This is a genomic window from Flavobacterium sedimenticola (genome assembly GCF_030053345.1).
In the GTDB taxonomy this organism is placed as follows: domain Bacteria; phylum Bacteroidota; class Bacteroidia; order Flavobacteriales; family Flavobacteriaceae; genus Flavobacterium; species Flavobacterium sedimenticola.
The window spans coordinates 36863-62993 of sequence record NZ_JASGBP010000012.1; the positions used below are offsets into that span (position 1 = coordinate 36863).

Here is a 26131-nt window from a genome sequence, read left to right on the forward strand (position 1 = left end):
AATGAAAAAAATACTAATAGGGGTATTACTAACCGCTTCATTTTTGAGCTATTCACAAGGAAAGTCGATAGATCAAAAAGTAGAGGAATTGTTGCAAAAAATGACCTTAGAGGAAAAAATAGGTCAGCTGAATCAATATACCGGAGATAATACGGTAACCGGTCCGCTTACGATTAATCCGAATAAACAACAAGAAATTAAAGAAGGCAAAATCGGTTCAATGCTCAATGTTATCGGTGCCAAATATACCCGTCAGTATCAGGAATTAGCGATGCAATCCCGCCTTAAAATTCCTTTATTGTTTGGTTTAGATGTGATTCACGGACATAAAACCACCTTTCCGATTCCTTTGGCCGAAGCTGCCAGTTGGGATTTATCGGCTATGGAACTTTCGGCTCGTGTGGCAGCTACCGAAGCCGCCGCATCCGGAATTCATTGGACATTTGCCCCTATGGTAGATGTTTCTCGTGATCCGAGATGGGGCAGGGTAATGGAAGGTGCCGGTGAAGACACGTATTTGGGTTCCCGTATTGCTTTTGCACGTGTAAAAGGATTTCAAGGGACTAAATTAGGCGATTTAAATTCGGTTATGGCTTGTGCCAAACATTTTGTGGCTTATGGAGCCGCAGTGGGTGGAAGAGATTATAATTCGGTGGATATGAGCGACAGAATGTTATGGGAAACTTATTTACCACCATTCAAAGCCTCAGTGGATGCCGGAGTCGCAACGTTTATGAATTCGTTTAATGATTTGAACGGAATACCGGCGACCGCCAATCGTTACATTCAGCGCGATATTTTGAAAGGAAAGTGGAATTTCCAAGGTTTTGTAGTATCCGATTGGGGATCGATAGGAGAAATGATAGCACACGGTTATTGTAAAGATAGTAAAGAAGCAGCCGAGAAAGCTATTTTGGCCGGTAGTGACATGGATATGGAAAGCAATGCTTACCGCTACAATTTGGCCCAATTAGTCGCCGAAAATAAAGTCCCTGTCAGCGTTATTGATGAAGCGGTTAAACGAATTCTTCGCAAAAAATTTGAATTAGGATTGTTTGATGACCCGTTCCGATATTGTAACACGGAACGTCAAAATAAAGCTTTAAATAATCCCGAGAATGCTAAAATAGCCCGAGAAGTTGCCGCTAAAAGTATTGTGTTGTTGAAAAATGAACAAAAAGTACTTCCTTTATCCAAAGAAATTAAAACGATAGCTTTTATTGGACCTATGGTGAAACCCAAACGCATCAATCACGGTTTCTGGGCCGTTGATTTAAAAGATGTCGATTCTACTTATATTGTATCCCAATGGGAGGGTTTGCAAAATAAAATCGGAAAAAAAGCAAAACTGTTATACGCCAGAGGTTGTGGTGTGGAAGATATGAGCAAAGCCGGTTTTGAAGAAGCAATACAAGTGGCCAATCAGGCCGATGTAGTTGTTGTCAGTATCGGTGAGCGCTGGAATATGAGTGGCGAAGCCAAAAGCCGCAGCAATCTCAGCATTCCCGGTGTCCAAGAAGACTTAGTTAAAGAACTGCAAAAAACGGGTAAACCTATAGTGGTGCTCATTAATGCCGGCAGGCCGCTCATTTTTAATTGGACTGCCGATAATATGCCTACTATTTTATACACATGGTGGTTGGGTTCCGAAGCAGGAAATGCTATTGCAGATGTATTGTTCGGCGACTATAATCCGTCCGGAAAATTGCCAATGAGTTTTCCTCGTGAAGAAGGACAAATTCCTATTTATTACAATCATTTTAACACAGGAAGGCCTTCGATTAATGAAGATAAAGTATACAAATCGGCTTATATAGATTTGCCAAATTCTCCTAAATTTCCATTTGGTTACGGATTGAGTTACAGCTATTTTACATATAGCGACTTAAAGTTATCTAAGAAGAAAATAAAATCGAATGAAACCATTGAAGTAACCCTGAATATAACCAATACCGGAAGTTTTGCCGGCGAGGAAGTTGTTCAATTGTATTTGCGAGATCAAGTCGGTTCTGTGGTGCGACCAATAATTGAATTAAAGGATTTTCAAAAAATAAAATTAGCCAAAGGAGAAACCAAGACAATTTCGTTTACTATCGACAATGAAAAGCTCTCATTTTATAACAGTGCCTTGGAGTTCGCCTCTGAACCGGGCAGTTTCGATTTGATGATAGGATCCTCATCGGCTGATATTCGTTTGAGCGATACATTTGAATTAATTCCTTAAATTATATCATGAAAAAATTAGTGTTGTTACATGTGTTGTGCTTTGGTTTTGGCTTCGCACAAAATCAAGAGCGAAAATTAGTTTGGGAAGAAAACTTTAATGGTACGGTGCTCGATGATAAAGTTTGGAATTTCGAATTGGGTAACGGTTGCCCAAATAATTGCGGTTGGGGCAATAACGAAAAGCAGTTGTATACCAAAACCAATCACGAATTAATCAATGGTAATTTAGTCATTACTATTAAAAAAGAAGACGATATCTATTCATCTACCCGAATTACCACCTCCGGGAAAAGAGAATTTCAGTACGGCAGAATGGAGGCCAGAGCAAAACTTCCGACAGGCAAAGGCATTTGGCCGGCCTTTTGGATGTTGGGTTCTAATATTGCCAATGTCGGTTGGCCCAAATGTGGTGAAATCGATATTTTGGAATATGTAGGCAGAGAACCGCATATGGTATATACTACCTTACACACTCAGGATAGTCATGGTAATTCGGTGAATTCTAAAAAAACGGAGATTAAAAATATTGAAGACGGTTTTCATATCTATGCCGTGGAATGGACGAAAGATAAAATAGATTTTTTTGTGGACGATCAATTGGTTTATACTTTCAAACCCGAAATAAAAAACGAGAACACTTGGCCGTTTAATCAACCATTCTTCTTTATCTTAAACGTAGCGGTAGGTGGAAATTTCGGTGGCCACGAGGTAGATAATACCATTTTTCCACAACAGTATTCCGTAGATTACATAAGGGTTTATCAATAGATGTGACCTTGAAAATTTATTTTTTTCATTTTTTATTTGCGTATTACATAAAAATTATGTTAAATTTGATTTGTAATTAATTCTCTAACACTTTTTTGCCTATACAAAAACAATACTTTTTAGATTTTATTTTTATTTAACCCTCTTCTAAAAGGTAATGTTATGGCTAAATCTCAACTTCCTGATGCAGTATTAGTTGACAGATATGTTGCCGGCGATGAAAACGCTTTGGCACTATTAATTAATAGGCACCAATCAAAAATTTATGGGTATATCTATTCCAAAGTTTCGGATAGAGATGTGACAGAAGACATTTTCCAGGAAACATTCTTCAAGGTAATTCATACGCTGAAAGCCAAAAAGTATTACAACGAAGAAGGCAAGTTTTTGTCCTGGGTTTTGCGTATTGCCAGCAATTTGATTATCGATAAATTTCGCAGCGAAAAAAAGATGCCATTCAGCAGAGATACTGATGAATTGTCGATTTTTTCCAGAATTACGGATGATACTTTGGATGTAGAGCGCAGACTCATTAAAAATCAGGTGGAAACCGATATAAAAATGATCATTGAAAAGCTGCCACATGATCAAAAAGAAGTGATTATGATGCGCTACTTTTTAGATATGAGTTTTAAAGAAATTGCTGATTTTACGGGTGTTAGTGTCAATACTACTTTGGGCAGAATGCGGTATGCCATCACGAATTTGAGAAAAGTAATTGAAAAAAATAAAATTTATTTACCTTCTTAAACAATAAAAAGTAACTTTTTGCGTTCTTATATAAACATCCAAAACAAACCGATTTTATATATGGCAAAACTTTACTCCAAAAAAAAATTAGCTCCCAAAAAAATGTTACCTAAAAAAGAAACGATTCGTTTGATACTTCAATATTCTTGTGCGTTAAGTATCATGAAAGTAGGTAACTTGAACTTCGAAACCATAGCTAATTAAAGTATCCCGTCTTATTTTAAATAAGGCGGGATGTTTTTCTTATATATTCCTCTAAAACCGATTTTCTTCCAATGGTTTTAGTGATGATATCTTTTTCTAAATCCCATCCGCGAGCCGGAGAGTATTCTCTCCCATACCAAATGATTTGCAAATGCAGGTTGTTCCATGATTCTTTCGGGAAGATATTTTTGGCATCCTTTTCTGTTTGTACCACGCTTTTTCCGTTAGATAAGTTCCATCGGTACATCAATCGGTGAATGTGCGTATCCACAGGAAAGGCCGGTACGCCAAAGGCTTGTGACATTACCACGCTGGCTGTTTTATGTCCTACAGCCGGTAATTTTTCCAAAGCTTCAAAGCTTTGCGGCACTTCGCCTCCGTGTTCTTCTATTAAAATTTTTGACAAACCGTAAATCCCTTTCGATTTCATGGGGGATAAGCCACAAGGCCTAATAATATCCTGAATTTCTTCTACAGTAAGCTCCACCATATCATATGGGTTATCGGCTTTGGCAAATAAAAGCGGTGTAATCTGATTGACGCGAACGTCAGTACATTGAGCTGAAAGCAATACGGCAATTAATAGGGTGTAAGCGTCTTTATGGTTTAGCGGAATAGGAATTTCCGGGTATATTTCATTTAACGTATTTATAACAAACGTTGCACGCTCTTGTTTGGTCATTATGGTTACTTTTGATAGTAAAAATAATAAATTTAACCCTTAAAACATACAATTTTAAAATGACGACATTAAAAAAAGGAGATAAGGCACCTCAATTTTCGGCCTTAGACCAAGAAGGCAAATTGCATACGCTTGCCGACTATAAAGGAAAAAAACTGGTAGTCTTTTTTTATCCGAAAGCCAACACACCAACGTGTACTGTAGAAGCGTGTAATTTGCGTGATAATTACGAGCGTTTTAAAGCCAATAATTATGAATTATTAGGAGTAAGTGCTGATAAAGCTAAAGCACAAGACAACTTTAAAAAGAAATTTGATTTGCCTTACCCGTTGTTGGCCGATGAAAATTTAGAAGTCATCAAAGCCTTCGGGGTTTGGGGACCAAAGAAATTTATGGGTAAAGAATACGACGGTATTCACAGAACTACTTTTGTGATTGATGAAAATGGCATCTTGGAAGAAGTCATTACCGATGTAAAGTCAAAAGAGCATGCGAATCAAATATTGTAACAAAAAAGCCAAGTTCTACAACTTGGCTTTTTTTATGTTATGCTTTTTCCAATACTTTATTCGGGTCGTACCCAAACAATTGATGCTGCTTGATAATATCGGAAATCCCTTTGGGTAACAATTTTTCCCAACCCGGCGTACCGTTATTAATCATTTTGAGTACTTCGCGGGAAAAAATCTTCAAGTGGTCTTTATCAAAATCGGTAATGTCGACCACTTTCCCGTTATAGGCAAAGAACTTATAGAGCTCTTTCATTCTTGGGTGTACTTTCAAGTTTTGAGAAGTAATAATCTCACCGTTTTCATCTTCCATCGGATACAAAAACACTTTTAAGTCGCGGTAGAACAATTTTCCGAACGCCTCTAAAATACCACCACTTAAGTGACGGTAGTATTTCTCATCAAAAATATCTACCAAATTATTCACTCCCATTACCAATCCCATACGAGCTTTAGTATAATTAGAGAAGTATTCTACCACTCTGTAATATTCTTGGAAGTTGGAAATCATCACCGTTTGTCCTAATGAACACAACAATTCGGCTCTGTCCATAAAATCTCTCTCATCAATTTCACCTTCCGAACGCAAGTTGGACAAGGTAATTTCAAAAACGACCAAAGTATTGTCTTTGTCTACCTTACTTTCCTCAAGGAACATCTTTAACGATTTCTCATACATGTCCATGTTTACCTGGGTTACAGGTCGGAAACTACCGCGAATGGCCAAGATATTCTTCTTATATAAGATAGCGGCCGGTAAAATATTTTTGCCGTCAGGACCAAACATTACTGCTTCGGTCATCCCGTTTTTAACCAACTGCAAACTCATCAATCGGTTATCCACATTGGCAAAACGAGGACCGGAAAAGTTGATGGTATCAATTTCCAATTGGTCTTTATCCAAGTGATCGTAAAGATAACGGAGTAATTTTTTCGGATCGTTGTATTTGTAGAAGGCACCATAGATAAGGTTAACACCCAAAATCCCTAAAGTTTCTTGTTGTAATCGGGCGTCACTTTCCTTAAAACGAATGTGTAAAATGATTTCGTTGTAATCCTCATCGGGTTCTACTTGGTATTTGATACCAACCCAACCGTGTCCTTTAAATTGTTTGGCAAAATCGATGGTAGCTACCGTATTGGCAAAACTGAAAAACATTTTATTCGGATGTTTATCCCTTTTCAAACGTTTTTCAATCAATTCTACTTCGTGATTGAGCATTTTCTTCAAACGACTTTCCGTTACATAACGACCGTCATCTTCTACACCATAAATGGCGTCACTGAAATCTTTGTCGTAGGCAGACATGGCTTTGGCAATGGTGCCCGAAGAACCTCCGGCTCTAAAAAAATGCCTCACGGTTTCCTGTCCGGCACCAATTTCCGCAAATGTCCCGTAAATGTTTTCATTCAGGTTGATGCGCAATGCTTTGTCTTTAATAGCCGGTACCGATTCGATGGCTTTGTCACCTTTCAGTTTTATATTCGAAACTATATTGTCCATGGTAGATTGTATTCGCAGCAAAGTTAGTAAAATAGGTATTTTATTAAAAGATAATTAACCTATTTTTGTAATTTACTTCAAAAACCATTCCATCACTATGGAGACAAAGATGCAAGTGTATTTTCTGGGTACCGGAACCTCGCAAGGGATACCGGTCATAGGAAGCCATCATTCGGTTTGTCAAAGTAACGATCCTAAGGACAAACGTTTACGGGTATCGGTTTGGATTACTTGGGATGATTACTCGGTAGTTGTTGATTGTGGTCCCGATTTTCGCCAGCAAATGCTCACCTCGGGCTGTTCACATTTGGACGCCATTTTATTTACACACGAACACGCCGATCATACCGCCGGTTTAGATGATATACGACCTTTTTTCTTCAAACAAGGTAAAGACATTCCGATTTATGGACACCAACGAGTGCTCAATAATTTAAAAAAGCGATTCGACTATATTTTTGAAACAGAAAACAGATATCCAGGTGCACCCGGAGTACAGACATTTGAAGTTATCAATAACCAAAACTTTCAAATGGGTAGCACCGACATTATTCCGATTAATGTACACCATGGAAATCTTCAGGTTTTTGGGTATCGCATCAAGGATTTCGTATATTTAACGGATGTGAAATCTGTTGATGAAACTGAGATTCAAAAAATGAAAGGTGTCAAGGTGTTGGTGGTAAATGCGTTACGGGAAGAACCTCATCATTCACATTTTAGTTTGCAGGAAGCGCTAGATTTTATACATTTGATTCAGCCCGAAAAAGCGTATCTTACACACATTAGTCATCTGATGGGTTTTCACGAAGAAGTGCAACAGCGCTTACCACATAATGTGTTTTTGGCTTATGACAATTTAAAAATTACACTATAAACATGAGAAAGTCATTATTTTTATACCTATTCATTATTGCTGTTTTGATGAATCTTTTTACGTATAAGTACTTTTCATCCAAAGATGAAAGCCAATTAAAAGCGTTGACTTCCAAAAATAAAGAGCTTCAAGCTTCGATGGATGATTTAAACAATAAGTTGTCTGATGCCAATGCGTTTTCCTTGGAATATAATGACCGTGCTCAGAATTATTTAAATGAAGGTGAAATCAGTGACTTCACCGAAAGAGTAACACAAGCATTGTTGGCTTATAATGACGCTCCGGAAGGCAATAAATACACCGATCAGGCCAAGATAAGTGAGCAAAAATTCATCATTACTAAAGTAAAATTACTCAATCACCGATGGATTATGGCACAATACAGTAACGGCAAATTATGGGGAGAAGTTTTATTAAAGTATTTTGTAAATGAAGATAAAAGTATTTCCTTTGAAGTCCTCAATTCGTATTTGTACCCTGAAGAATTTAATTAGCAAACCAACCCCTGAAGCATGAAAAAAATAACTACACTGGTACTCATCTCGCTGTGTTTTCTTTCCTGTAAATGGACCGATCAACAAGTTCCTGAAGATGAAGTGAGCTCTAAAACTACAGTAAGCGACTCTACTCAAGTGAATGATAAAGACGAAAACGGTTGTTTGGCTTCGGCCGGATATGTTTGGTCAAAACTCAACAAAGAGTGTATCAAAATATTTACCGGTATTCCATTGAATCCTGTAACGCAACCGGACAATGAAGATGAAACACTGAGTGCTTTTGTATTGTTCAGCGAAGATTTGCATAAAGCAGAAGTGTTTTTGCCTAATGAAACGTCATCCATAGTATTAATAAGAGCTTCTGAGGGTAAGCCTTGGGTTTTTGAAGATTGGCAATTGGTACCTTGGAAAGGCTATGTCTTGAAAAAAGGAGCCGAAAGCAAATTTGCCGGGGATGGCCAAATGGGAAAGCGCGTCATGGGCAGTGATACCGAACAGTAACAAAAAAGGTCTTGATTTCTCAAGACCTTTTTTATGTGTTTTGCAACCAATGTTTAAAATCAAAAAAGTTTTGAGGGGCTACACCATGTCCGACTAAGTACTCTTTGAATACGATATCAATGCCCAAAACCTGCAGCATTGGTATGGATTTTCGTGCCCATTCCACCGGAATCACCTGATCAACGGTGCCGTGTGAGGCAAATATTTTGAGTCGGCTGAAATCATTTTCCAAATAATCATCTACGGCAATTTCCGGATTCCAATACCCGCTCATGGCCACTACACGTCGGACTTTTTCTGGATACGACAACGCCACAGCGTAACTTAAAATACATCCTTGACTGAAACCGATCAAGGTAACGTCCTCTGCATCAATAGGATAATTAGCCGCTAATTCATCGATAAATCCCGCAATAATATCCCGCGATGCTCTGGCCTGACCGATATCGGAAAACTTGTTTTCATCTGCATCAAAATTGATGGCATACCAAGCATAACTGCCATAGGATAAATCGAAAGGGGCTCGAGCCGAGACAATAAAATAATCCTCGGGTAATTCGCCGGCAAACGAAAATAAATCCTCTTCATTGCTCCCATAGCCATGCAGCAGTAAGAGCAATGGGTTTTTGTCTTTTCTTACTTTGGGTTCTTTGATTAAATAGTATAACGATAAGGACATCATAAATTTTTAAAAGTATTTTGAAAAAAGCGCCCCACTAACGGGATTTCTCTCTTTTGTTCCTGAACTGCTCCTAAAAAGCCGTAAATCCATAAAATAAAATAGAACAAGTAAAAAGCAGAGGTAGCCGTCCAACTATTGGCATAACCCACAAAATAACCCAAAATAAAAAACGACAAAAAGATACCTAATGCTTGTCGGATATGGAAAGAAGCAAAGTCAGATTTGTTTTCTTCCTGATTCATGAAAATAGCAATCACCGCTCCGATGATTGTCATATACGCCACTATAGCGGTATTTTTACCTTTGTCTGTTGTATTCATAATTACGATGCTAAAACTAATTTTCCTTGATTGTAAATGCCGAGGGCTTTGCCCTTCATTTTTTGACCCAAGAAAGCTGAATTCTTCGATTTCGAAAGGATGCTTTCTTGATTAAATTCCCATTGACTATCCACTTCAAATAAGCTTAAGTTGGCTTTTTTGTTTTTGTCAATAGCCTGACTTTCAATATTTAAAATCGCTCTACCGGAAGTTAATTTTGCTGTTATTTTTTCCAACGGCAGCACCGTTAGTAACGCTCCGAAAGTACTTTCCAATCCAATCGTTCCGTTTTTAGCCAAATCGAATTCCATTTTCTTATGTTCAATATCCATCGGATTGTGGTCGGAAGTGATGCAGTCGATGGTATCGTCTAAAACCCCGGCTAACAAAGCTTGTCTGTCGGCTTCCGTGCGCAGTGGCGGGCTGACTTTGTAACGGGTGTCAAAACCATCTAACTTTTCATCGGTTAATACCAAATGATGTACAGACACACTGCAAGTCACAGCTAAACCTTTGGCTTTGGCTTCTCGGATTAAAGCCACCGATTGGGCTGTAGAAATGGTAGGAATGTGTAACTTACCCCCGGTGTATGCTAACAAAAATAAGTTGCGGGCTACGATAAGCTCTTCGGCTAAATTCGGAATGCCTTTCAATCCCAATCGGGTCGAAACTACGCCTTCATTAGCCACACCATTGCCTTTGATGTTTTCATCTTGTGCAAACGCGATGACCAACCCGTCAAAATCTTGTACATATTGCAAACCAATTTTCAGCAAATTAGCATTAGATAAACTCTTTCCATAATCGCCAAAAGCCACAGCTCCGGCATTTTTCATATCATACAATTCCGCCAAATCTTTGCCTTCACTATTTTTGGTCAAAGCGCCAATCGGATATAAATCGGTGGCTGAATTTGCAGCTTTTTGTTTCACAAAATGCACTTGCGATTGGTTGTCAATTATCGGATGTGAGTTGGGTTGAAGCGCAATCCCGGTAAAGCCGCTTTTGGCTGCTACATATAAACCGTTAGCGATAGTCTCACGGTCTTCGAATCCGGGTTCACCCAAGGAAACACTGGTGTCAAACCAACCTTGCGAAAGATGTAAACCATCATGACTGAATTCTTCGTACTGGGCAGTATTGGTTACCGAAGCCGCTATTTCCTCAATGACACCTTCAGTAATTTTTAGATCAACGGTTTGGTTGTGATACGGACTTTTCGGGTCAATAATTTTGGCTTTTCGGATAACTAAATTCATTTTACAAATTTTTGAATGAGCAGTTCTAAGACTAAAAAGAGTAGGGTGAGCAGCACAAACCATTTCCAGATTTGTGTGTCGGTTCGATCGGTTTGAATGGTGTTGAACACCGATTCTATATCTTCAATTTCTTTGAAACCGGCTGCTATATCAGTATTAATCAAATTCAAATCACTTTCGGTTCTCGTATAGTTGAAGCTGATATTTTGTATTGGATTGGTGCCGTTAAAGATACCGAAATTTCCGGCTTCCGTCGGATTTTCGGCAAAATTCATTTTGACTTTAGTATTCAATAATTGCTGTACCGGAATAAAACGTTCTTTGGCATTTTTCACCGTTAGAATTTCATCCTTTGATAGTAAAGCGTCTACCACAAAAGGTTGGTTCTCTCCTATGGTTATGGCTACAACCCCTGTTTTTTGACTGTTTTGTGCCATATTGTAAAACGTGGGCACAATCAATGGTGAATTCTGGAAATTACTGTTGGATTTATTAATGGCCGCCGCAAAAACATACACCGATGATAAAGGGTTGGAAACCGCTGTCAGAAAAGCACTTTGATCGTCATACACCAAAATTGAAGGCGTGGCACTGCTTACATTGAAATTGTTTTTGGTGGAAGGATATTGAAAATTATCAATCTTTTTTTCAAAAACAGATTGGAACAGCGGATGATTGAAATTAATTTTAGTCACTTTTTTATCACCGTTGTTACCCGATTGCCACTTAATTGCACCAAACTGAGCTAAAAACGGATTCCAACTATTCAGATTGGCTTCTTGTGAGGGAATCACAATCAGATTCCCGCCTTTACCGACAAAGGATTTCAGAGTCGTTTGCAAAGCCTGCGGAATGTCTTTGAGTTCGTTTAAAACAATAGCATCTTGCTTTTCTAACAAGTTATAATCCAAATTGGCTAACGGGAAATTGGTATATGCAAACTCGTCGTTGGTGTAAATGCGTGAAAGGAAATTGCTTTTTTCACTTTCGCCTACACTGATAACATTGGTTTTGCTCGGTTTTGAAATGCTGAAAAAGTACGTGTTGTCATACTCCAAACCTTTATCGCTAATAGAAACATGGCCGTGAAAATCTTCTTTTGGAATCGTAAACTTAACCAATTGGGTGTTGGTATCGCTATCGAAATTTACCACGGTTTTAGCGGTTAACTTATTTTGATTGTAAAGTGCAATCGGTACGGTAGGTATTTCGCCGTTGGCGGATAACTTTATGGCAATTTCATAAAAACTGTCTAAGTTTTGTTGGATGTACACGCTGTCAATAGCCGCATTGTTCTTTTGCTCAGCTTCTGGTATGATGAAATATACATTGTCTTCTTTTTTGAAACTTTTCGATTCGTTGGCTTCGACACCAACGGCATCCGTAATCACTACGATATCTTTGTTGAAACCCGATTTTCGGGCATTAATCTTGGCAATCAAGTTGTCCAGTCGGAAAGGCGTTGCGCTGTATTTTAAATCCTGCAACTCTTTCTGAATCGATTTGATGTCGGTATTCCAAAACGATTCGGAATTGGTAATGAGCGAGAAGTTTTGAGTTTCGGGTGTGTGCTCTAATAAATCCTGAACCGCACGCTTGAGCAATTCGCCTTTCTTTCCTTTGGCTTGCATGCTGTACGAATTGTCTAAAATGATGTACATTTCATTCATCGCTTTCGAGCTTTCTTTGGCGGTAAAAAAGGGTTGCGCAAAAGCCAAAATCAAGCAGGCGAGAAGCAGTAAGCGAGTGAAAAGCAATAACCATTTTTTGATGGTCGAACTTTTTCGGGTTTGTAACGAAAGCTCTTTAAGGAATTGGACGTTGGTAAAATATTCTTTCTTGAAACGTCGTAACTGAAATAAATGCACCACAATTGGAATCACCAATAAGAAAAGAAAATACAGGATTTCCGGGTGTTTGAATTGCATTTAGTAAAAGTTTATCAAAAATAGCACTTTTTATGATTTGAAGGAGTCGTTTTAAAGATTTTTAAAAGAGGAAAGCCTATTTCTTTTTTTTCTTGGCCGCTCGGTTTTTTAAGATGTTGCGGTTCACCGAAGTACCCGTTTTCTTTTTGGTTTTGGATGGGCCGCCTAAGTTAACTTTCTTATTTTTATCTTTCTTCTCGTGAAAGGAAGCACCGCCTTCTAATTTGGGTTTCTTCAACAAAAACTTCATTTTCTTTTTCTTGTCTTTTTCAAACTCCAACAAGCGTTCGGCGATGACAACAGTTTCCGGTAAATCGAGGAATTCGATTTCTTTTTCCATCAACAATTCGGCTTCTATCATAATCTCTTCTTCTCTCGGACTGATTAAACTGATGGCGATACCCGATTTGTCGGCACGACCGGTTCGCCCGATACGGTGAATGTATTGCTCGGGAATCTCCGGAAACTCAACGTTAATAACGTGTGTGATATCCGAAATGTCCAAACCACGCGCCATAACATCGGTGGTCACAATACCTCTGATTTCACCGGCTCTGAAACTGGCCATGGTTTGCAAACGGTAGTTTTGTGATTTGTTGGAATGAATAATCCCAAATTGCTCCGGATACATTTCTTCTAATTTATCAGCTAATAAATCGGCGGTTTTTTTATTGTTCACAAAAAGTAACACGCGTTCAAAAGCTTCGTCTTGGAGCAGGTCGGCTATAAAATTGACTTTTGTTAGGAAATTAGGCACTTTGTAGCCTAATTGATCTATTTTTTCCAGAGGTGTTCCGCTTGGTGCTAAGGATACTTCTTCGGGAAAATCAAAATATTCTTCCAACATGTCATCCACATCATCCGTCATGGTAGCCGAAAATAAGATATTTTGACGCTTGCCTTTGAGCATGGTTAGGATGGAAGTAACTTGAAAGCGAAACCCTAAATTCAGAATTTCATCAAACTCATCGATGACCAATTTCTGCAAGTTGTCAAACCGAACCACATTGTCCAACGCCAAATCCATGATTCTTCCGGGAGTGCCGACCAAAATATCAATCCCTTGATAAACCGCGGTTTTCTGCGTATTGATATTCACACCACCGTAAACGCCCAAGGTCCGAACCGACATGTATTGACTGAGTTTTTCTACTTCGGCGGCGACTTGTACCACCAATTCACGGGTTGGTACTATAATTACCACGCGCGGCGTATCGGTAGCGGCAAATTTCCATTGTTTTAATATGGGTAACAGATAGGCGAACGTTTTTCCGGTACCGGTTTGGGCAATTCCCATCACATCGCGTCCCGACATAATTACCGGAAACGCTCTTTCCTGAATAGGTGTTGGTGTGGTCAAACCTAATTCGTCAACGGCTTTTTGTAAAGATTTCGGAAGATTAAATGACTCGAAAGTGCTCATGGCTTAGTGAATTTCGGGCAAAGGTACGGAATTGAAAATAAACCTTAAAAGCCTTCGAAAACACCCAAACCAAATAGGGCAAAATCGTACTTCACCGGATCGTTCCGGTCTAGTTCACGAAGTGAAGCATCTAATTCCGCTAAAGCCTTACCGTCGTTTTGTTTTCGGGTAAGTAAACCCAATTTACGAGCCACATTGCCGGAATGTACATCGAGCGGGCAGGATAAAGCGGAAGTCGGAATCTTAGGCCATAACCCAAAATCAACACCATTGTTGTCTCTTCGAACCATCCAACGCAAATACATGTTGATTCGTTTGGCGGCCGAACCTTGCGCCGGATCGGAGACGTGTTTCGTAGTTCGAGGCAAATGCGGCACAGTAAAGAATTGTTTTTTGAAAGCGGCAATGGCGTTTTGCATAGAATCGCTTTCCTGATGTTGGGTGAAAAAATATTCCAGGCCACCTTTATTTTGATACAATTGTTGTAAAGCAATGGCAAAAGTTTTAAAATCGGCACCGTTAAAGGTTCGATGGACAAATGTTTCCAGCGTACCCAAATGATGTTCTTCATGATTCATAACAAAATCATATGGAGAATGGCCCATCAAATCCATCATGCGTTGGGCGTTGTTGATGATTATTTTGCGATTGCCCCAAGCGATGGTAGCGGTAAGAAAAGCGGCAATTTCAATATCTTCTTTTAAGGTAAATTGATGCGGAATCTGAATCGGATCGCTTTCAATGAATTTAGGGTTGTTGTAAAGCACGACTTTTTCGTCTAGAAAATCTTTGAGTTCTGATTTAGTCATGTCGGTTTACGTTTTGAGCTTTAAAACCTTCACGAAGTGTTTCACCCCGTTTTTGCGGAATCACATGAAAATAGGTTTCGAAATAATCCAGTTGTTCTTTGCTTACTGTGGGTAGAGTACCGTTTCCGGTAATCCAGAACAATTCGGTGTTTTGCGGAGCGTTGTAGTGCAGATTACCTTTGATTTCAGCGGTGTAAATGCTCTTGTATTTGCTGTTGGGTTTCGGAAAAATCATATTCTCCATTTCAAAAGTACTGTTTTGCATGAGCATAGTATTGCGGGTTAAACTGCTGAACGACATCGGAATAAAAACCAAGACAGCACAGCCGACGCAACTCAAACCTATAACCGTAAGGATTATTTTTTCTTTTGACAAAAGAACCGCAAGTACTAACAATCCCAGGAATATGGTAAAGTAAACATAAAATCGGTATTGAGGCGAACTCAAAATCAGTAAAACCAAAAGCACAACAAACATCCAATAAAGGTTTTGTAAACCTTGTTTCGGATAGTACTTTTTGATGATAAACGGTGTACTGATGAGCAACAATAGGGTTGTGCATCCGATTACACTGTCGATTCCGTTTAATAAAAAGTAGTGCTTCAGCATGTCCGACAGCGAAGCCTTTTCAAGAGTGCCAAAAGGTATGTAAAAAGAATGCATCATATCGTGACTGAAAAAGTACGACAATATGTCTTTCGGCACTACATAATCCGCCTCGGAATAAGGTAAGAAAGTCAGCGGATAAAAAGGATAACCGGTAAGTAAGGTATTCTTAATTACCCACAGAAACAGCACCAAACCGGCGAGCAACCGAATCGGAATAAATTGACCGTTGATTTGACGAAAGTGTCTAATCAAAATAAGAATCGGCAAAAGCAAAAGCACTACGGCTGTAATTTTAATGTATACTGCAAAAAGCAATAAGACGCTGAGTAGTTTTAATTTTTCTGTAGCATTTTCATCTGAAGTGTAAATGGAAAACGCCAGGAATGCAATAACATAAACCGCTAAATCAGGCGAAGGCGCGTTGACAAATTGGAACAAAAAAAGATAGCTCAGCGGCAACAATCCGAAAGCCAAATCGATTTTATTCCCGCTAACCCGGTAAGATTGAAGGTGTTGAAAGGCCCAAAAGTTCAACATCAAAAGTAAAAAACCATTCAAGTCGTTGAAGTTCTCGTAAAGAAACGAAAGGGAATACACACTTTGTGTAATATGCCAGCCGCTGGTTTGTCCTAAAAATAAATGCAAGTTGGCCAAGCCGGGAACAAAACCGAATTCGTTGAGCCATTTAATCGTTTGAATGTAATAGGTTTCATTGTCAATTACAAACGGCGCCGTTGCGGATTGCACCAATATTAAAAGGCTACTCAGCCAAAAGAGTATTTTCAGTGGGAGCGAAAAAGATGCAATAGATTCAAGGGTAGTTTTCCACAACACGCGCCAATCGGCTCGGAAATAATACCCCGAAAGTATAGTGTATGAACTTAAAAAAACAGCAAAAACTAAGTTTATCGGCCCGAAAATGGCCCAAAGACCAGCCAGTAACGTTACTGCGAATAAGCCTAGGAGGCTTGTCATAGTGATGTGACGCAACGGAATTGCCCATAATTTTGAAAAGCTTATTCCCAAACTTAGTGAAGTGATAACGATAAATAACCAATTCAGCAAAATAAGCACCATAGCATCACACGATTAAACCATCTTTCATGATTAATTTGCGGTCGGCCATGTTGGCCAATTCTTCGTTATGCGTTACAATCACAAAGGTTTGCCCGAATTCTTCACGCAGTTTGAAAAACAATTGGTGCAAGTTTTCAGCTGAAGCCGTATCCAAATTTCCGGAAGGTTCATCAGCAAAAATTACGGCCGGTTTGTTGATTAACGCCCGGGCTACAGCAACCCGTTGTTGTTCACCGCCCGACAACTCACCGGGTTTGTGATGGCTTCTTTGGTCCAAACCTAAATAATGTAACAAGCGCATGGCTTCGGCTTCCGTGGCACTTTTGTCTTTACCGGCAATAAAGGCCGGAATGCACACATTTTCCAATGCCGTAAATTCGGGTAATAATTGGTGAAACTGAAAGATAAACCCCAAATGTAAATTTCTAAATTTTGAAATTTCTTTATCATTCATTTTCAATACGTTTTCACCATTTATCTCCAGTAAAGTAGTGTCTGATTTCGAAGCCGTATCCAAAGTCCCTAAAATTTGCAACAGCGTCGTTTTTCCGGCTCCCGAAGCGCCTACAATAGAAACAATTTCTCCTTTTTGAATGTGAATGTCAACACCTTTTAAAACGTGCAGACTGTCATAGTATTTGTGTATGTTTTGGGCAATAATCATCAATCCGATTTTTTCACAAAGTAACAAAGTATTTTCGTTTGACCATTTCATATCAGTTTTTTTTATACCCGGATAAATAATAAAGTTATGTTAATTAATTTTTATTGTTTAATATTTAACTAAATTTGTTAAACAAAATTTTAATTCTTATGAACACACCCATTGAACAAGAATTATTTGAACTGATCGGTGACAATCATCAAATGACTTCTGCAGAAACACCGCTTCGTCCGGATGCTTTTATCAAATCTGACGAGCAAAAGATGGCTGCCATCGAAAAACATTTTTTTGCCATCATGGAAGAGATTGGTCTTGATATGACTGATGACAGTTTAAGAGGCACTCCGCATCGTGTGGCTAAAATGTACATACAGGAAATCTTTTCAGGATTAAATCCCAAAAACAAACCAAAACTGTCTGTCTTTGAGAATTCCTATCAATACGATAAAATGTTAGTGGAAGCGGATATCAGTTTTAATTCCACTTGTGAGCATCACTTTTTACCGATTATCGGGAAAGCACACATTGGTTATGTTTCAGCCGGCAAGGTTATCGGGTTATCCAAACTAAACCGAATAGTTAATTATTATTCTCGTCGCCCGCAAGTGCAGGAACGCTTAATTATGCAAATATTTAACGAATTAAAGTCGGTACTCGAAACCGAAGATGTCATCGTCGTGATGGAAGCCAAACACTTATGTGTTTCCAGCCGCGGCATACAAGATGAAAGCAGTTATACGTCGACCATCCAATACGGCGGTATTTTCAATGAAAAAGAAAATAGAAACGATTTTTTCAATCTTCTCAACAAAGAAAAGTAGTGTTTTTTAGTTAAAGTTATTGAAAATTTTTTTGGGCGAAAATCCTGAGTAAGTCATTACTTGGGATTTTTTTTATCGGGTACCAAGAAGCCCAATCCCATGCTTTTAAGCATTTTCTTTTCGAATGCCCAAAAGAAAGTAAACTGCCCGAAGAGAAACCCAAAACTCACCAAAAGCACTTGATAAACCGGGAAAATAAGAATGATATATAACGGATAGTAAATCCAATTTGAAACAGTGCCTTTCTCAATCCCAAATAAGGCTAAAATAGGCTTAGAAAGATAGGCAGCCGTAGAACCCGTAACGGCAAATACCACCAAAATGACAAAAACCTGCCAATTTGATTTGATATTCCAGCGCTCTTTGAAACTTGCCATAAAGTGTTTTCTGCAAAGATAGGGGATTATTGCCTTGGTACAAAGCCGGCCAATCTTTGATTATATCGATTTTGAAAATAAATAAAGTAATTGTAAATCAGGTAATTTACCTCATAGCCGTACCGGATATTCGGTTCATAGTCAATTCGCATTTCATACAAATTCGGATCGTAAAGCATCGGTTGTAAAACGCGACTGTTCCATTCGTAAACATAGACTTGATTTTTGGCTTCCAAATAGTTCAACGAGTAATAGCCTCTTGGTCGGGCTCTTCCGGCTAACCATGAACTAAAGCCTGGGTCAATGATAATCACTTCGTATTCTAAACTGTCGTTGGCGATTTTTACCGTGTCGGATGCTTTGCTCAAATCAGCATTGCCGGTCTTAGCAGTTGTTTTGGAACTACTGCAACCAATGATGACCAGAAGGGTAAAGACAACAGCGACTAACGTTTTCATAGACTCAATTTGAGAATAAAAATACGCAAATTCAGGGAAAGTTACCGTTTTCAAAATGTTAAAATAAAAAAGCCACACGTTTCTGTATGGCTTTATATCTATTTTAAGTGTTATGCTTTTTGCGATTGGAGCAGACTGATAATTTGCTCCGCCAATTCGGTACCGATGCGGTCTTGTGCTTCCAAAGTTGCGGCGCCGATATGCGGTGTCAACGAAATTTTCGGATGCATCAAAATCTGAATCTCCGGATGGGGTTCGCGCTCAAATACATCCAGTCCGGCAAACAATACTTTCTCGCTGTCCAATGCTTCTATCAATGCCACTTCATCAATTACGCCGCCACGGGCACAGTTTACAATGCCTACGCCGTCTTTCATCAACTCAAATTCGGTTTTGCCAATAACATAACCTTCCTGCGCCGGCACGTGCAACGTGATGAAATCAGAATGCTTGATCACTTCTTCCAGAGGTTCGGTTTCAAATGCCACGTTGATAAATTGACCGTTGTAAAAATCGACTTTTACTTCGGCTTTGTCTACAAATTTATCGGCAGCAATCACTTTCATACCCAAACCCAACGCCATTTTCGCCACGGCTTGTCCAATTCGGCCAAAACCGATAATCCCCAACGTTTTGCCGCGCAACTCAATGCCGTTGGCATACGCTTTTTTCAAACCGTCAAAGTTCGAGTCGCCTTCCAAAGGCATATTGCGGTTGGAGTCGTGTAAAAAACGAACCCCGGTAAACAAATGCGCAAAAACCAATTCGGCCACACTTTCCGAAGACGATGCCGGTGTATTAATCACATGAATGCCTTTGCTGCGGGCATATTCCACGTCAATATTGTCCATGCCAACGCCACCGCGACCAATAACTTTTAATCCCGGACACGCGTCAATCAATTCTTTTCTAACTTTAGTAGCACTGCGCACCAACAATACCGAAACACCGTTCGCATTGATATAATTTCCTACTTGTTCCTGCGCCACTTTGGTGGTAATCACTTCAAATCCGCCTCTCTCTAAAGCCGCAATGCCGCTTTTCGAAATGCCGTCGTTGGCTAATACTTTCATTCTTTTATTGTCATTTCGAGGGAACGAGAAATCTCGTCCTCATTATTAATTATTTTTAGGAGCTGTTTCCCGCTTTTCGCTGTATCTTTTATTTTGTCATCCTGAGCCTGTCGAAGGACAAAATAAAAGGATGCCGCTCCAATCGGGGCTAGGCCTACTGTGCTAACTGCGACTGGTCGCTGAAAACCGACTCAAATTCGCGCATCACATCCACCAAAACCTGCACACTTTCCATGGGTAAAGCATTGTACATCGAAGCGCGATACCCGCCAACCGAACGGTGACCGGTAATTCCCGAAATGCCGGCTTCCTTCCACATTTTGTCAAACGACTCCTGAAGTTCCGGATTTTCCAACAAAAACGTAGCATTCATAAAACTTCTGTCCGCTACAGCTGAGGTGCCCTTAAATAGGGTGTTTCGGTCGATTTCACTATATAGTAAATTGGCTTTCGCTTCGTTTATCTTTTCAATAGCGGCAATGCCGCCTTGTTTTTTCAACCATTGCAACGTTAATAAACAAGTATACACGGCAAAAACGGACGGCGTATTGTACATGCTTTCCGCTTTAATATGCTTTTGATAATCTAAAATACTTGGAATCGTACGGCCGGTTTTACCCAAAATTTCTTCTTTGACTACGACTAATGTGGCTCCGGCAGCGCCCATGTTTTTTTGTGCTCCGGCATAAATCAAGTCAAATTGCGTAAAATCGAGCGTTCTTGAAAAAATATCCGAACTCATATCGCAAACCACCGGAACATTCGTTTTCGGAAATGATTTCATTTGGGTGCCGAAAATGGTATTGTTGCTCGTACAATGGAAATAATCGGCGTCTTCCGGAATGGTATAATCCACAGGAATATGATTGTAATTCTGGTCTTTAGAAGAAGCCACAATTACCGTCTCCCCAAACAATTTGGCTTCTTTAATGGCGTTGTTGGCCCAAGTTCCGGTATCCAAATACGCGGCTTTACCGTTAATGTTCATCAAATTGTACGGAACCATCAAGAACTCTAAACTGGCACCGCCCTGCAAAAACAATGCTTGATAGCCTTTGCCTTCCAAGCCTAACAGTTCCAAGACTAAAGCTCGCGCTTCTTCCATAACGGCTACGAAATCTTTACTGCGATGCGAAATTTCTAAAATAGACAAACCGGAATGGTTAAAGTCTAGTATGGCTTGAGCCGATTTTTCAAAAACTTCTTGTGGCAGTATGCACGGTCCGGCGCTGTAGTTGTGTTTTTTCATGAGGTTTTCCAAAAATTAAAGTGCAAATTTCGGAAATAGGTCTAAAATAAGCGGTTAGAATTCCGCAATAATAAGGCTATGTTATTAACGAAAACGTTTTAGTTTATAACATTTAGTTGCAATTTCGCAATCAAATTTCAATTAAAAACTGTAACGTATCGACATTATCCGCATAATCCCACAGCGCCGGCTGTTGTGTCTTTCCAAACGGAATGCTGTTCGGAGTCAAGCCATTCGAAACCACACACTGAATTTGGTCTTTATCGTTTTCCAATCGCTGTTGCACGTCTTCCAAACGATCGTAGTATTCGTAAAATAGGGAGGAAATAGGCGAGGCGTAGCTGGGGTCTTCTTTTAGGGTCAGGAATTCGTTATCGAGTAACGTGAAGTTACTCATTAGGAAAACGGCTTTGTTGTAATCGTAATTGTTGGCGTATTTCTCGTAGAAAATGACGTCTTTGTATTCGTAAATGGCTTGAAAAAAAGGCTGAAAATCGTAATCTCTCGGGATAAAAAGTTTGGAAACATTGCGACAACCCAATCCGAAATACCTGAAAATATCTTCTCCGAGACGCACCAAATCGGCCCGACTTTCATTTCCGGTCAATATAGCGACCGAATTGCGGTTCTTTCGGATAATACTCGGCTTATCCTTAAAATAATACTCAAAATAACGCGCCGTGTTGTTGCTTCCTGTGGCAATCACCGCTTCAAAATTTTCTAATTTTCCATCGGTAAAAGTGATGCAATCTTTCATGTCCGGACAAACGGCTATTAAGTATTTCGCCATAAACTGAATCAGATGTTGGTCGTTGGAAGACGTTTTGACCAATACATTGTGTCCCGAAATCAACACCGAAAGAAAGTCGTGAAAGCCCACTAGCGGAATGTTTCCGGCCAAAATTAAACCTACGGTTTTCGGTTGGACAGTCGAGAAATCGTATCGGGATAACCACTGGTTTAGATTGTCTTCCGTCAAGGCTTTGGCCCAAGATTGCACCGCATGGTAGACTTGCTCCGGCGTAAACCAACCGTTGTGCGATTGCGACGCATGAATCAAATCGACAAAAGAGTCAAAAAACAAATCGTTATGCCATACCGCATCGTCTTTCTGATTTTGTTCGTTGGAAAATTGACTCAAAAACCGGCCTAATGCGATAAAACAATTTTTTTTCTCGATTTGTGACATGAGTAGCTTGTTTATGAATGGTTTTGATTGTAATTTTGCGCAAAATTAATTAAAAATCAGCTATGGCTATCATTATAACTGACGAATGTATCAATTGCGGTGCATGTGAACCCGAATGTCCGAATAACGCAATCTACGAAGGTGCCGATGATTGGCGCTACAAAGACGGTACTAAATTAAGAGGTAAAGTGATTTTGCCCGACGGAACAGAAGTCGATGCCGATGCCGCGCAAAGACCGATTTCGGATGATATCTACTATATTGTACCAAGCAAATGTACGGAGTGCAAAGGGTTTCACGAAGAGCCGCAATGTGCTGCCGTTTGTCCGGTAGATTGTTGCGTTCCCGATGACAACCACGTCGAGAGCGAAGAAACCTTACTCAACCGACAATCGTTTTTGCATAACGAATAATCAAAAAAGCCCGAGTTTTACGCTCGGGCTTTTTACAAACATGAAATATATCAAGACTTCACAACACTATATTTCTCAAGGGTTATGGTGTCTGTTTTTTCGTCATACGTCTCTACAATGAGATTGCCTTCGGCATCAAAATACCCTACAGCGAATACACCCTTGTTTTTAAAAATATAATTGTTATTGGAAGTTCTTTTTAAATGGGTTTGTTGGTTACCACTGGCCGTTTTCATGATATAGCCCGAAGCGTCCAACAAAATCTGGTATTTTTGACCATCCTTCTCATAATAAGCACTGTGGTCTACATCAATAAATTGGGTTTCACCATTGACCGAGACTTTGGTCTTGGTCAATACGGTAACCGGACTTTCTTTAGTGTCGATATTGATGGAGTTTGGTTTTTCATTCTCCAACTCAATGGGCTGTAATTCTTTTTTGACTTCCGATTTTACGATTTTCTTTTCTCCCGAAGCGTCTTTTATGGTCGTGATAACGGTGGTCTCTTCCGATTTGATATTCGTGTTTTGGGCCAAAAGAGTTGTTGAAAAGAAGGTAAGCAGTGAAATAGCACATAGTGTTTTCATAACCAATTGATTTATGATGAACTAGATACAAAGTTAATTCGTTTACCAACGGAAGGTGTTACATGATTTTTTTAATTTTTTATAAGATATACATCAAAAAAAAGTCCTGAGTATCAGCTCAGGACTTTTAGTGTGATTCTACGAGATTAGAATTTAAAATTCATACGGGCATAGTAATACGCACCGCCGAATCCCATTTGTACAGCATCCCAATAACCACCGGCTTCTACCCAGTCGTCTTGTTGGTCGGGATACACATTGAACAGGTTGTTGCTTCCGATGCTCAACTTGGTGTTTTTAGATAAATTGAATCCCAAGGTTAAATCGGTTACAATCTTGGCACCATAGGTATCGGTAGCGGCTTTGATTTGATTGGCAAATGAACCGTAATCGGCTACGTCTTCATACATCTGGTAATCCAATAATTGGACTTCACTGAATCGGGTAAACGCCAATCCGGCATCGAACCATTTTCTGGAATAATTCAGGTTCAAACTGAATTTATTATCAGGAGCCGAAGCCAAAAGAAATGCTTTTTCTCTTTCTCCGAAAAAGGTTTGTTCGTCTAAGCTGCCGTTATTTACCTTGTCTACTTTCATGTTGTTGATGTTGCCCACCAAAGTAGCCCCGAAGTGGTTGTCACCGAATTTCTTTTTCCACGAAACGACCACATCCAACCCGGTGGTTTTGGTATCCACACCGTTCACGAAAAACTGCGCTTGGTCGACGCCAATGTTCAATGCCGAAGCATCAAAATAGCCGGTTAATACAATTCTGTCGGTAACATTTACCATATAACCGTCAACCGTGGCGGTAAAGTCGCCATAGCTTGCCGTGAATCCCAAAGAGGCATTGACCGCTTTTTCTTCATTTAATTTTCCGATGCCAAAAGCTTGGGTAACCGGACTGTTGTTAGGCGATAATAAAATTTCCGAAGCACCACTCGAGGAGAAGTTGGTGAAACGCAAATTGTAATAAATCTGAGCCAATGACGGGGCGCGGAAACCGGTACTTACCGAACCTCTGAAGTTAATGTTGCCACCGGTTTTCAAACGAGCGGCTAATTTTCCGTTCAAGGTACTTCCGAAATCACTGTAGTTTTCAAAACGCAACGCCGAGGAAACCATAAAGTTATCGCTGACATCCAATTCACCGTCGGCATACAACGAAACGTTAGAACGACTGCGGTCGACTACGTTGGCCGGACTGTAGCCCGGAAATCCTTGAGAACCACCCGGTCTCGGCTCACCGGTTTCAGGATCGGTCGGGATGGTTTGATTGGCCGGATCGGTTACCGGCTGACCGTTTACGTCATAGGTGGCATAGGAACCTTCTTCTCCGGCAAAAATGGTAAACTGCTCGGTTCGGTACTCCGCTCCAAACGCCAGGTTTAATCCGTTCAATACGCTATCGTAATTTTTGGATAAATCTAAATTTACGGTATTCTGACTCAACGTATGACCACCGGCATCAAACTCGGTAGGAGAAGCCTCTTCCAAAGAAGCGTTTAACGTTCCTTTAATGTAGTAGTGGAATACGTTTTTTCCGAACGTGTTGCTGATGTCTAAATTCCAACCCGAATTGGTTTTGGTTCTGAATCCGGCTGCTACAGAATTGTCGATAATTAACGAAGTAATTCTCGGCGTAAATCCATTCGGGTAAATGGCTGTTACAATACGTGGAGAAGGATTGTTTCGGGTAAAGGCATAGGCATCGGTATCGCGGTAATTGCGCCCACCGAAGGCATAAAACTTGGTTTTATCGGAAACCGGTATGGCCGCGTTCACAAAGAAATTAAAACTCTGTATCGAGGCTTCTCCGAAACCACGTCGGAAATCAAACCCGGGACGCAAGGTTTTTTCTTTATTTAAATACTCGGCGGTAAAGTTGGCAAAACCGCCCTTGTCTCCAATTTTGGTGCCGTAGTTGGTCATCACTTTAATCGAATTTCCGTCAAAACTTTTCCCATCGGCTTGCTTGTTCCCATCGGCATTCACATCCAAAAAGTTGTCTCCCGTATTAGGCGTTCCCGCCGGAAAATCCCCATCGGCATTGGTGCTGTACATGCCGTAGGTAACAGAACCGGTCAACTCGTCCACATTGTCATTCAATACAATATTAATGACTCCGGCTATGGCATCCGAACCGTATTGTGCCGCGGCACCGTCACGCAATATCTCGATGCGTTTGATGGCTGCGGCCGGAATTGCATTCAAATCGGTTCCGGTATTACCGCGACCGCGGGTACCAAACAAGTTGATTAACGACGATTGGTGGCGACGTTTTCCGTTAATCAAAACCAAAGTTTGATCGGGTCCCATACCGCGTAAAGTGGCCGGATCTACGTGATCGGCTCCGTCGGACCCCGATTGTTTGTTGGCGTTAAATGAGGGTGCCGCATACTGCAACAACTCGTTAATCTCAATTTTTCCGCTTTGGGTGGTGACGCTTTTTACGTCGATAATGTCAATCGGTACGGCCGAGTTCACCACCGTTCGCTTTGCATTTCGGGAGCCTACAATTTTAATCTCCTGTAATTCGTTGATTTTTGTGCTGTCTTGAGCTGCTGCATTCGGATTGTCCTGAGCGGCCATATATCCGAATTGCAGTGAACACAATAAAAGAGTAATTTTTTTCATAAATTATGGGTATGGTTAGTGGTTATGTGACGCAA

At 40.0% G+C, this 26131-nt stretch carries 27 protein-coding genes; 10 read left to right on the forward strand and 17 right to left on the reverse strand.

Annotated elements, in window-relative coordinates; translation table 11 throughout:
* Position 1: 1 nt before the first annotated feature.
* The 4 genes from bglX (at position 2) to QHT84_RS13595 (ending at position 3948) form a co-directional block, all read left to right on the forward strand.
* Positions 2-2224, forward strand: coding sequence for a beta-glucosidase BglX (bglX, locus tag QHT84_RS13580; RefSeq protein WP_283240117.1), 2223 nt, complete (start codon positions 2-4; stop codon positions 2222-2224).
* 8 nt (positions 2225-2232) lie between these two features.
* Positions 2233-2994: a glycoside hydrolase family 16 protein gene (locus QHT84_RS13585; RefSeq protein WP_283240118.1), complete on the forward strand. Its 762-nt coding sequence runs from the start codon at positions 2233-2235 to the stop codon at positions 2992-2994.
* A 162-nt stretch (positions 2995-3156) separates the two neighbouring features.
* Complete coding sequence (locus QHT84_RS13590) at positions 3157-3744, forward strand: RNA polymerase sigma factor (RefSeq protein ID WP_283240119.1); 588 nt, start codon at positions 3157-3159, stop codon at positions 3742-3744.
* Positions 3745-3804: 60 nt separating this feature from the next.
* Positions 3805-3948, forward strand: coding sequence for a hypothetical protein (locus QHT84_RS13595; RefSeq protein WP_283240120.1), 144 nt, complete (start codon positions 3805-3807; stop codon positions 3946-3948).
* A gap of 16 nt (positions 3949-3964) precedes the next feature.
* Here the strand turns inward: QHT84_RS13595 and QHT84_RS13600 are convergent, their stop codons facing one another.
* Positions 3965-4630 (reverse strand): endonuclease III domain-containing protein, encoded by a 666-nt coding sequence (locus QHT84_RS13600; RefSeq protein WP_283240121.1) that lies wholly within the window; start codon positions 4628-4630, stop codon positions 3965-3967.
* Between the two features lie 59 nt (positions 4631-4689).
* Here QHT84_RS13600 and bcp point away from each other — a divergent pair, with 59 nt between their 5' ends.
* Positions 4690-5139, forward strand: coding sequence for a thioredoxin-dependent thiol peroxidase (gene bcp / locus QHT84_RS13605; protein ID WP_283240122.1), 450 nt, complete (start codon positions 4690-4692; stop codon positions 5137-5139).
* Between the two features lie 37 nt (positions 5140-5176).
* On the opposite strand, the gene QHT84_RS13610 is transcribed toward bcp, so the two are convergent.
* Entirely contained in the window at positions 5177-6634 is a 1458-nt protein-coding gene (locus QHT84_RS13610) for a TonB-dependent receptor (RefSeq protein ID WP_283240167.1), read from the reverse strand.
* A gap of 118 nt (positions 6635-6752) precedes the next feature.
* Here QHT84_RS13610 and QHT84_RS13615 point away from each other — a divergent pair, with 118 nt between their 5' ends.
* Genes QHT84_RS13615 through QHT84_RS13625 form a run of 3 tightly spaced genes read left to right on the forward strand, consistent with a single transcriptional unit; the run spans position 6753 to position 8518 of the window.
* Complete coding sequence (locus tag QHT84_RS13615) at positions 6753-7520, forward strand: MBL fold metallo-hydrolase (RefSeq protein WP_283240168.1); 768 nt, start codon at positions 6753-6755, stop codon at positions 7518-7520.
* A 2-nt stretch (positions 7521-7522) separates the two neighbouring features.
* Positions 7523-8014 carry a hypothetical protein gene (locus QHT84_RS13620; RefSeq protein WP_283240123.1) on the forward strand — a complete coding sequence of 164 codons (492 nt, stop codon included), beginning with the start codon at positions 7523-7525 and terminating at the stop codon, positions 8012-8014.
* Between the two features lie 18 nt (positions 8015-8032).
* A complete protein-coding gene (locus QHT84_RS13625) occupies positions 8033-8518 on the forward strand; it encodes a hypothetical protein (protein WP_283240124.1) in 486 nt (161 codons plus the stop codon).
* Positions 8519-8549: 31 nt separating this feature from the next.
* Here QHT84_RS13625 and QHT84_RS13630 read toward each other — a convergent pair whose 3' ends face one another.
* The 8 genes from QHT84_RS13630 to QHT84_RS13665 all read right to left on the reverse strand — a co-directional run bounded on the left by QHT84_RS13630 (position 8550) and on the right by QHT84_RS13665 (position 17290).
* Positions 8550-9197, reverse strand: coding sequence for an alpha/beta hydrolase (locus QHT84_RS13630; protein ID WP_283240169.1), 648 nt, complete (start codon positions 9195-9197; stop codon positions 8550-8552).
* Positions 9197-9520, reverse strand: coding sequence for a DUF4870 domain-containing protein (locus tag QHT84_RS13635; protein ID WP_283240125.1), 324 nt, complete (start codon positions 9518-9520; stop codon positions 9197-9199). Before QHT84_RS13635 ends, QHT84_RS13630 begins: the two co-directional genes overlap by 1 nt.
* 2 nt (positions 9521-9522) lie before the next feature.
* The gene (locus tag QHT84_RS13640; protein ID WP_283240126.1) at positions 9523-10779 is read right to left on the reverse strand and encodes a dihydroorotase; all 1257 of its coding nucleotides are present in this window, start codon (positions 10777-10779) and stop codon (positions 9523-9525) included.
* Positions 10776-12707 carry a BatA and WFA domain-containing protein gene (locus QHT84_RS13645; protein ID WP_283240127.1) on the reverse strand — a complete coding sequence of 644 codons (1932 nt, stop codon included), beginning with the start codon at positions 12705-12707 and terminating at the stop codon, positions 10776-10778. Before QHT84_RS13645 ends, QHT84_RS13640 begins: the two co-directional genes overlap by 4 nt.
* Positions 12708-12783: 76 nt before the next feature.
* Positions 12784-14130, reverse strand: a complete 1347-nt coding sequence (locus tag QHT84_RS13650; protein ID WP_283240128.1) for a DEAD/DEAH box helicase — start codon at positions 14128-14130, stop codon at positions 12784-12786.
* Between the two features lie 44 nt (positions 14131-14174).
* Positions 14175-14939 carry a TIGR02757 family protein gene (locus tag QHT84_RS13655; RefSeq protein WP_283240129.1) on the reverse strand — a complete coding sequence of 255 codons (765 nt, stop codon included), beginning with the start codon at positions 14937-14939 and terminating at the stop codon, positions 14175-14177.
* A complete protein-coding gene (locus QHT84_RS13660) occupies positions 14932-16626 on the reverse strand; it encodes an LIC_10190 family membrane protein (RefSeq protein WP_407649250.1) in 1695 nt (564 codons plus the stop codon). Before QHT84_RS13660 ends, QHT84_RS13655 begins: the two co-directional genes overlap by 8 nt.
* A gap of 4 nt (positions 16627-16630) precedes the next feature.
* Complete coding sequence (locus QHT84_RS13665) at positions 16631-17290, reverse strand: ABC transporter ATP-binding protein (RefSeq protein ID WP_283240170.1); 660 nt, start codon at positions 17288-17290, stop codon at positions 16631-16633.
* 149 nt (positions 17291-17439) lie between these two features.
* Here QHT84_RS13665 and folE point away from each other — a divergent pair, with 149 nt between their 5' ends.
* The gene (gene folE / locus QHT84_RS13670; RefSeq protein WP_283240131.1) at positions 17440-18111 is read left to right on the forward strand and encodes a GTP cyclohydrolase I FolE; all 672 of its coding nucleotides are present in this window, start codon (positions 17440-17442) and stop codon (positions 18109-18111) included.
* A 56-nt stretch (positions 18112-18167) separates the two neighbouring features.
* On the opposite strand, the gene QHT84_RS13675 is transcribed toward folE, so the two are convergent.
* The 5 genes from QHT84_RS13675 to QHT84_RS13695 all read right to left on the reverse strand — a co-directional run bounded on the left by QHT84_RS13675 (position 18168) and on the right by QHT84_RS13695 (position 22457).
* Positions 18168-18488 (reverse strand): DUF6787 family protein, encoded by a 321-nt coding sequence (locus QHT84_RS13675; RefSeq protein WP_283240132.1) that lies wholly within the window; start codon positions 18486-18488, stop codon positions 18168-18170.
* Between the two features lie 26 nt (positions 18489-18514).
* Positions 18515-18946 (reverse strand): DUF6146 family protein, encoded by a 432-nt coding sequence (locus QHT84_RS13680; RefSeq protein WP_283240133.1) that lies wholly within the window; start codon positions 18944-18946, stop codon positions 18515-18517.
* A gap of 110 nt (positions 18947-19056) precedes the next feature.
* Positions 19057-20019, reverse strand: a complete 963-nt coding sequence (locus tag QHT84_RS13685) for a D-2-hydroxyacid dehydrogenase (RefSeq protein ID WP_283240134.1) — start codon at positions 20017-20019, stop codon at positions 19057-19059.
* 154 nt (positions 20020-20173) lie between these two features.
* The gene (serC, locus tag QHT84_RS13690; protein WP_283240135.1) at positions 20174-21268 is read right to left on the reverse strand and encodes a 3-phosphoserine/phosphohydroxythreonine transaminase; all 1095 of its coding nucleotides are present in this window, start codon (positions 21266-21268) and stop codon (positions 20174-20176) included.
* A 130-nt stretch (positions 21269-21398) separates the two neighbouring features.
* The gene (locus tag QHT84_RS13695) at positions 21399-22457 is read right to left on the reverse strand and encodes an acyl-CoA reductase (RefSeq protein ID WP_283240136.1); all 1059 of its coding nucleotides are present in this window, start codon (positions 22455-22457) and stop codon (positions 21399-21401) included.
* 62 nt (positions 22458-22519) lie between these two features.
* On the opposite strand from QHT84_RS13695, the gene QHT84_RS13700 reads away from it, so the two are divergent.
* Positions 22520-22870 carry a 4Fe-4S dicluster domain-containing protein gene (locus QHT84_RS13700; protein WP_283240137.1) on the forward strand — a complete coding sequence of 117 codons (351 nt, stop codon included), beginning with the start codon at positions 22520-22522 and terminating at the stop codon, positions 22868-22870.
* A gap of 50 nt (positions 22871-22920) precedes the next feature.
* Here the strand turns inward: QHT84_RS13700 and QHT84_RS13705 are convergent, their stop codons facing one another.
* Together QHT84_RS13705 and QHT84_RS13710 are read right to left on the reverse strand one after the other, a co-directional pair.
* The gene (locus QHT84_RS13705) at positions 22921-23457 is read right to left on the reverse strand and encodes a hypothetical protein (protein WP_283240138.1); all 537 of its coding nucleotides are present in this window, start codon (positions 23455-23457) and stop codon (positions 22921-22923) included.
* A gap of 146 nt (positions 23458-23603) precedes the next feature.
* On the reverse strand, positions 23604-26051 hold the full coding sequence (locus tag QHT84_RS13710; RefSeq protein ID WP_283240171.1) for a TonB-dependent receptor plug domain-containing protein: 2448 nt from the start codon (positions 26049-26051) through the stop codon (positions 23604-23606).
* Between the last annotated feature and the right edge of the window lie 80 nt (positions 26052-26131).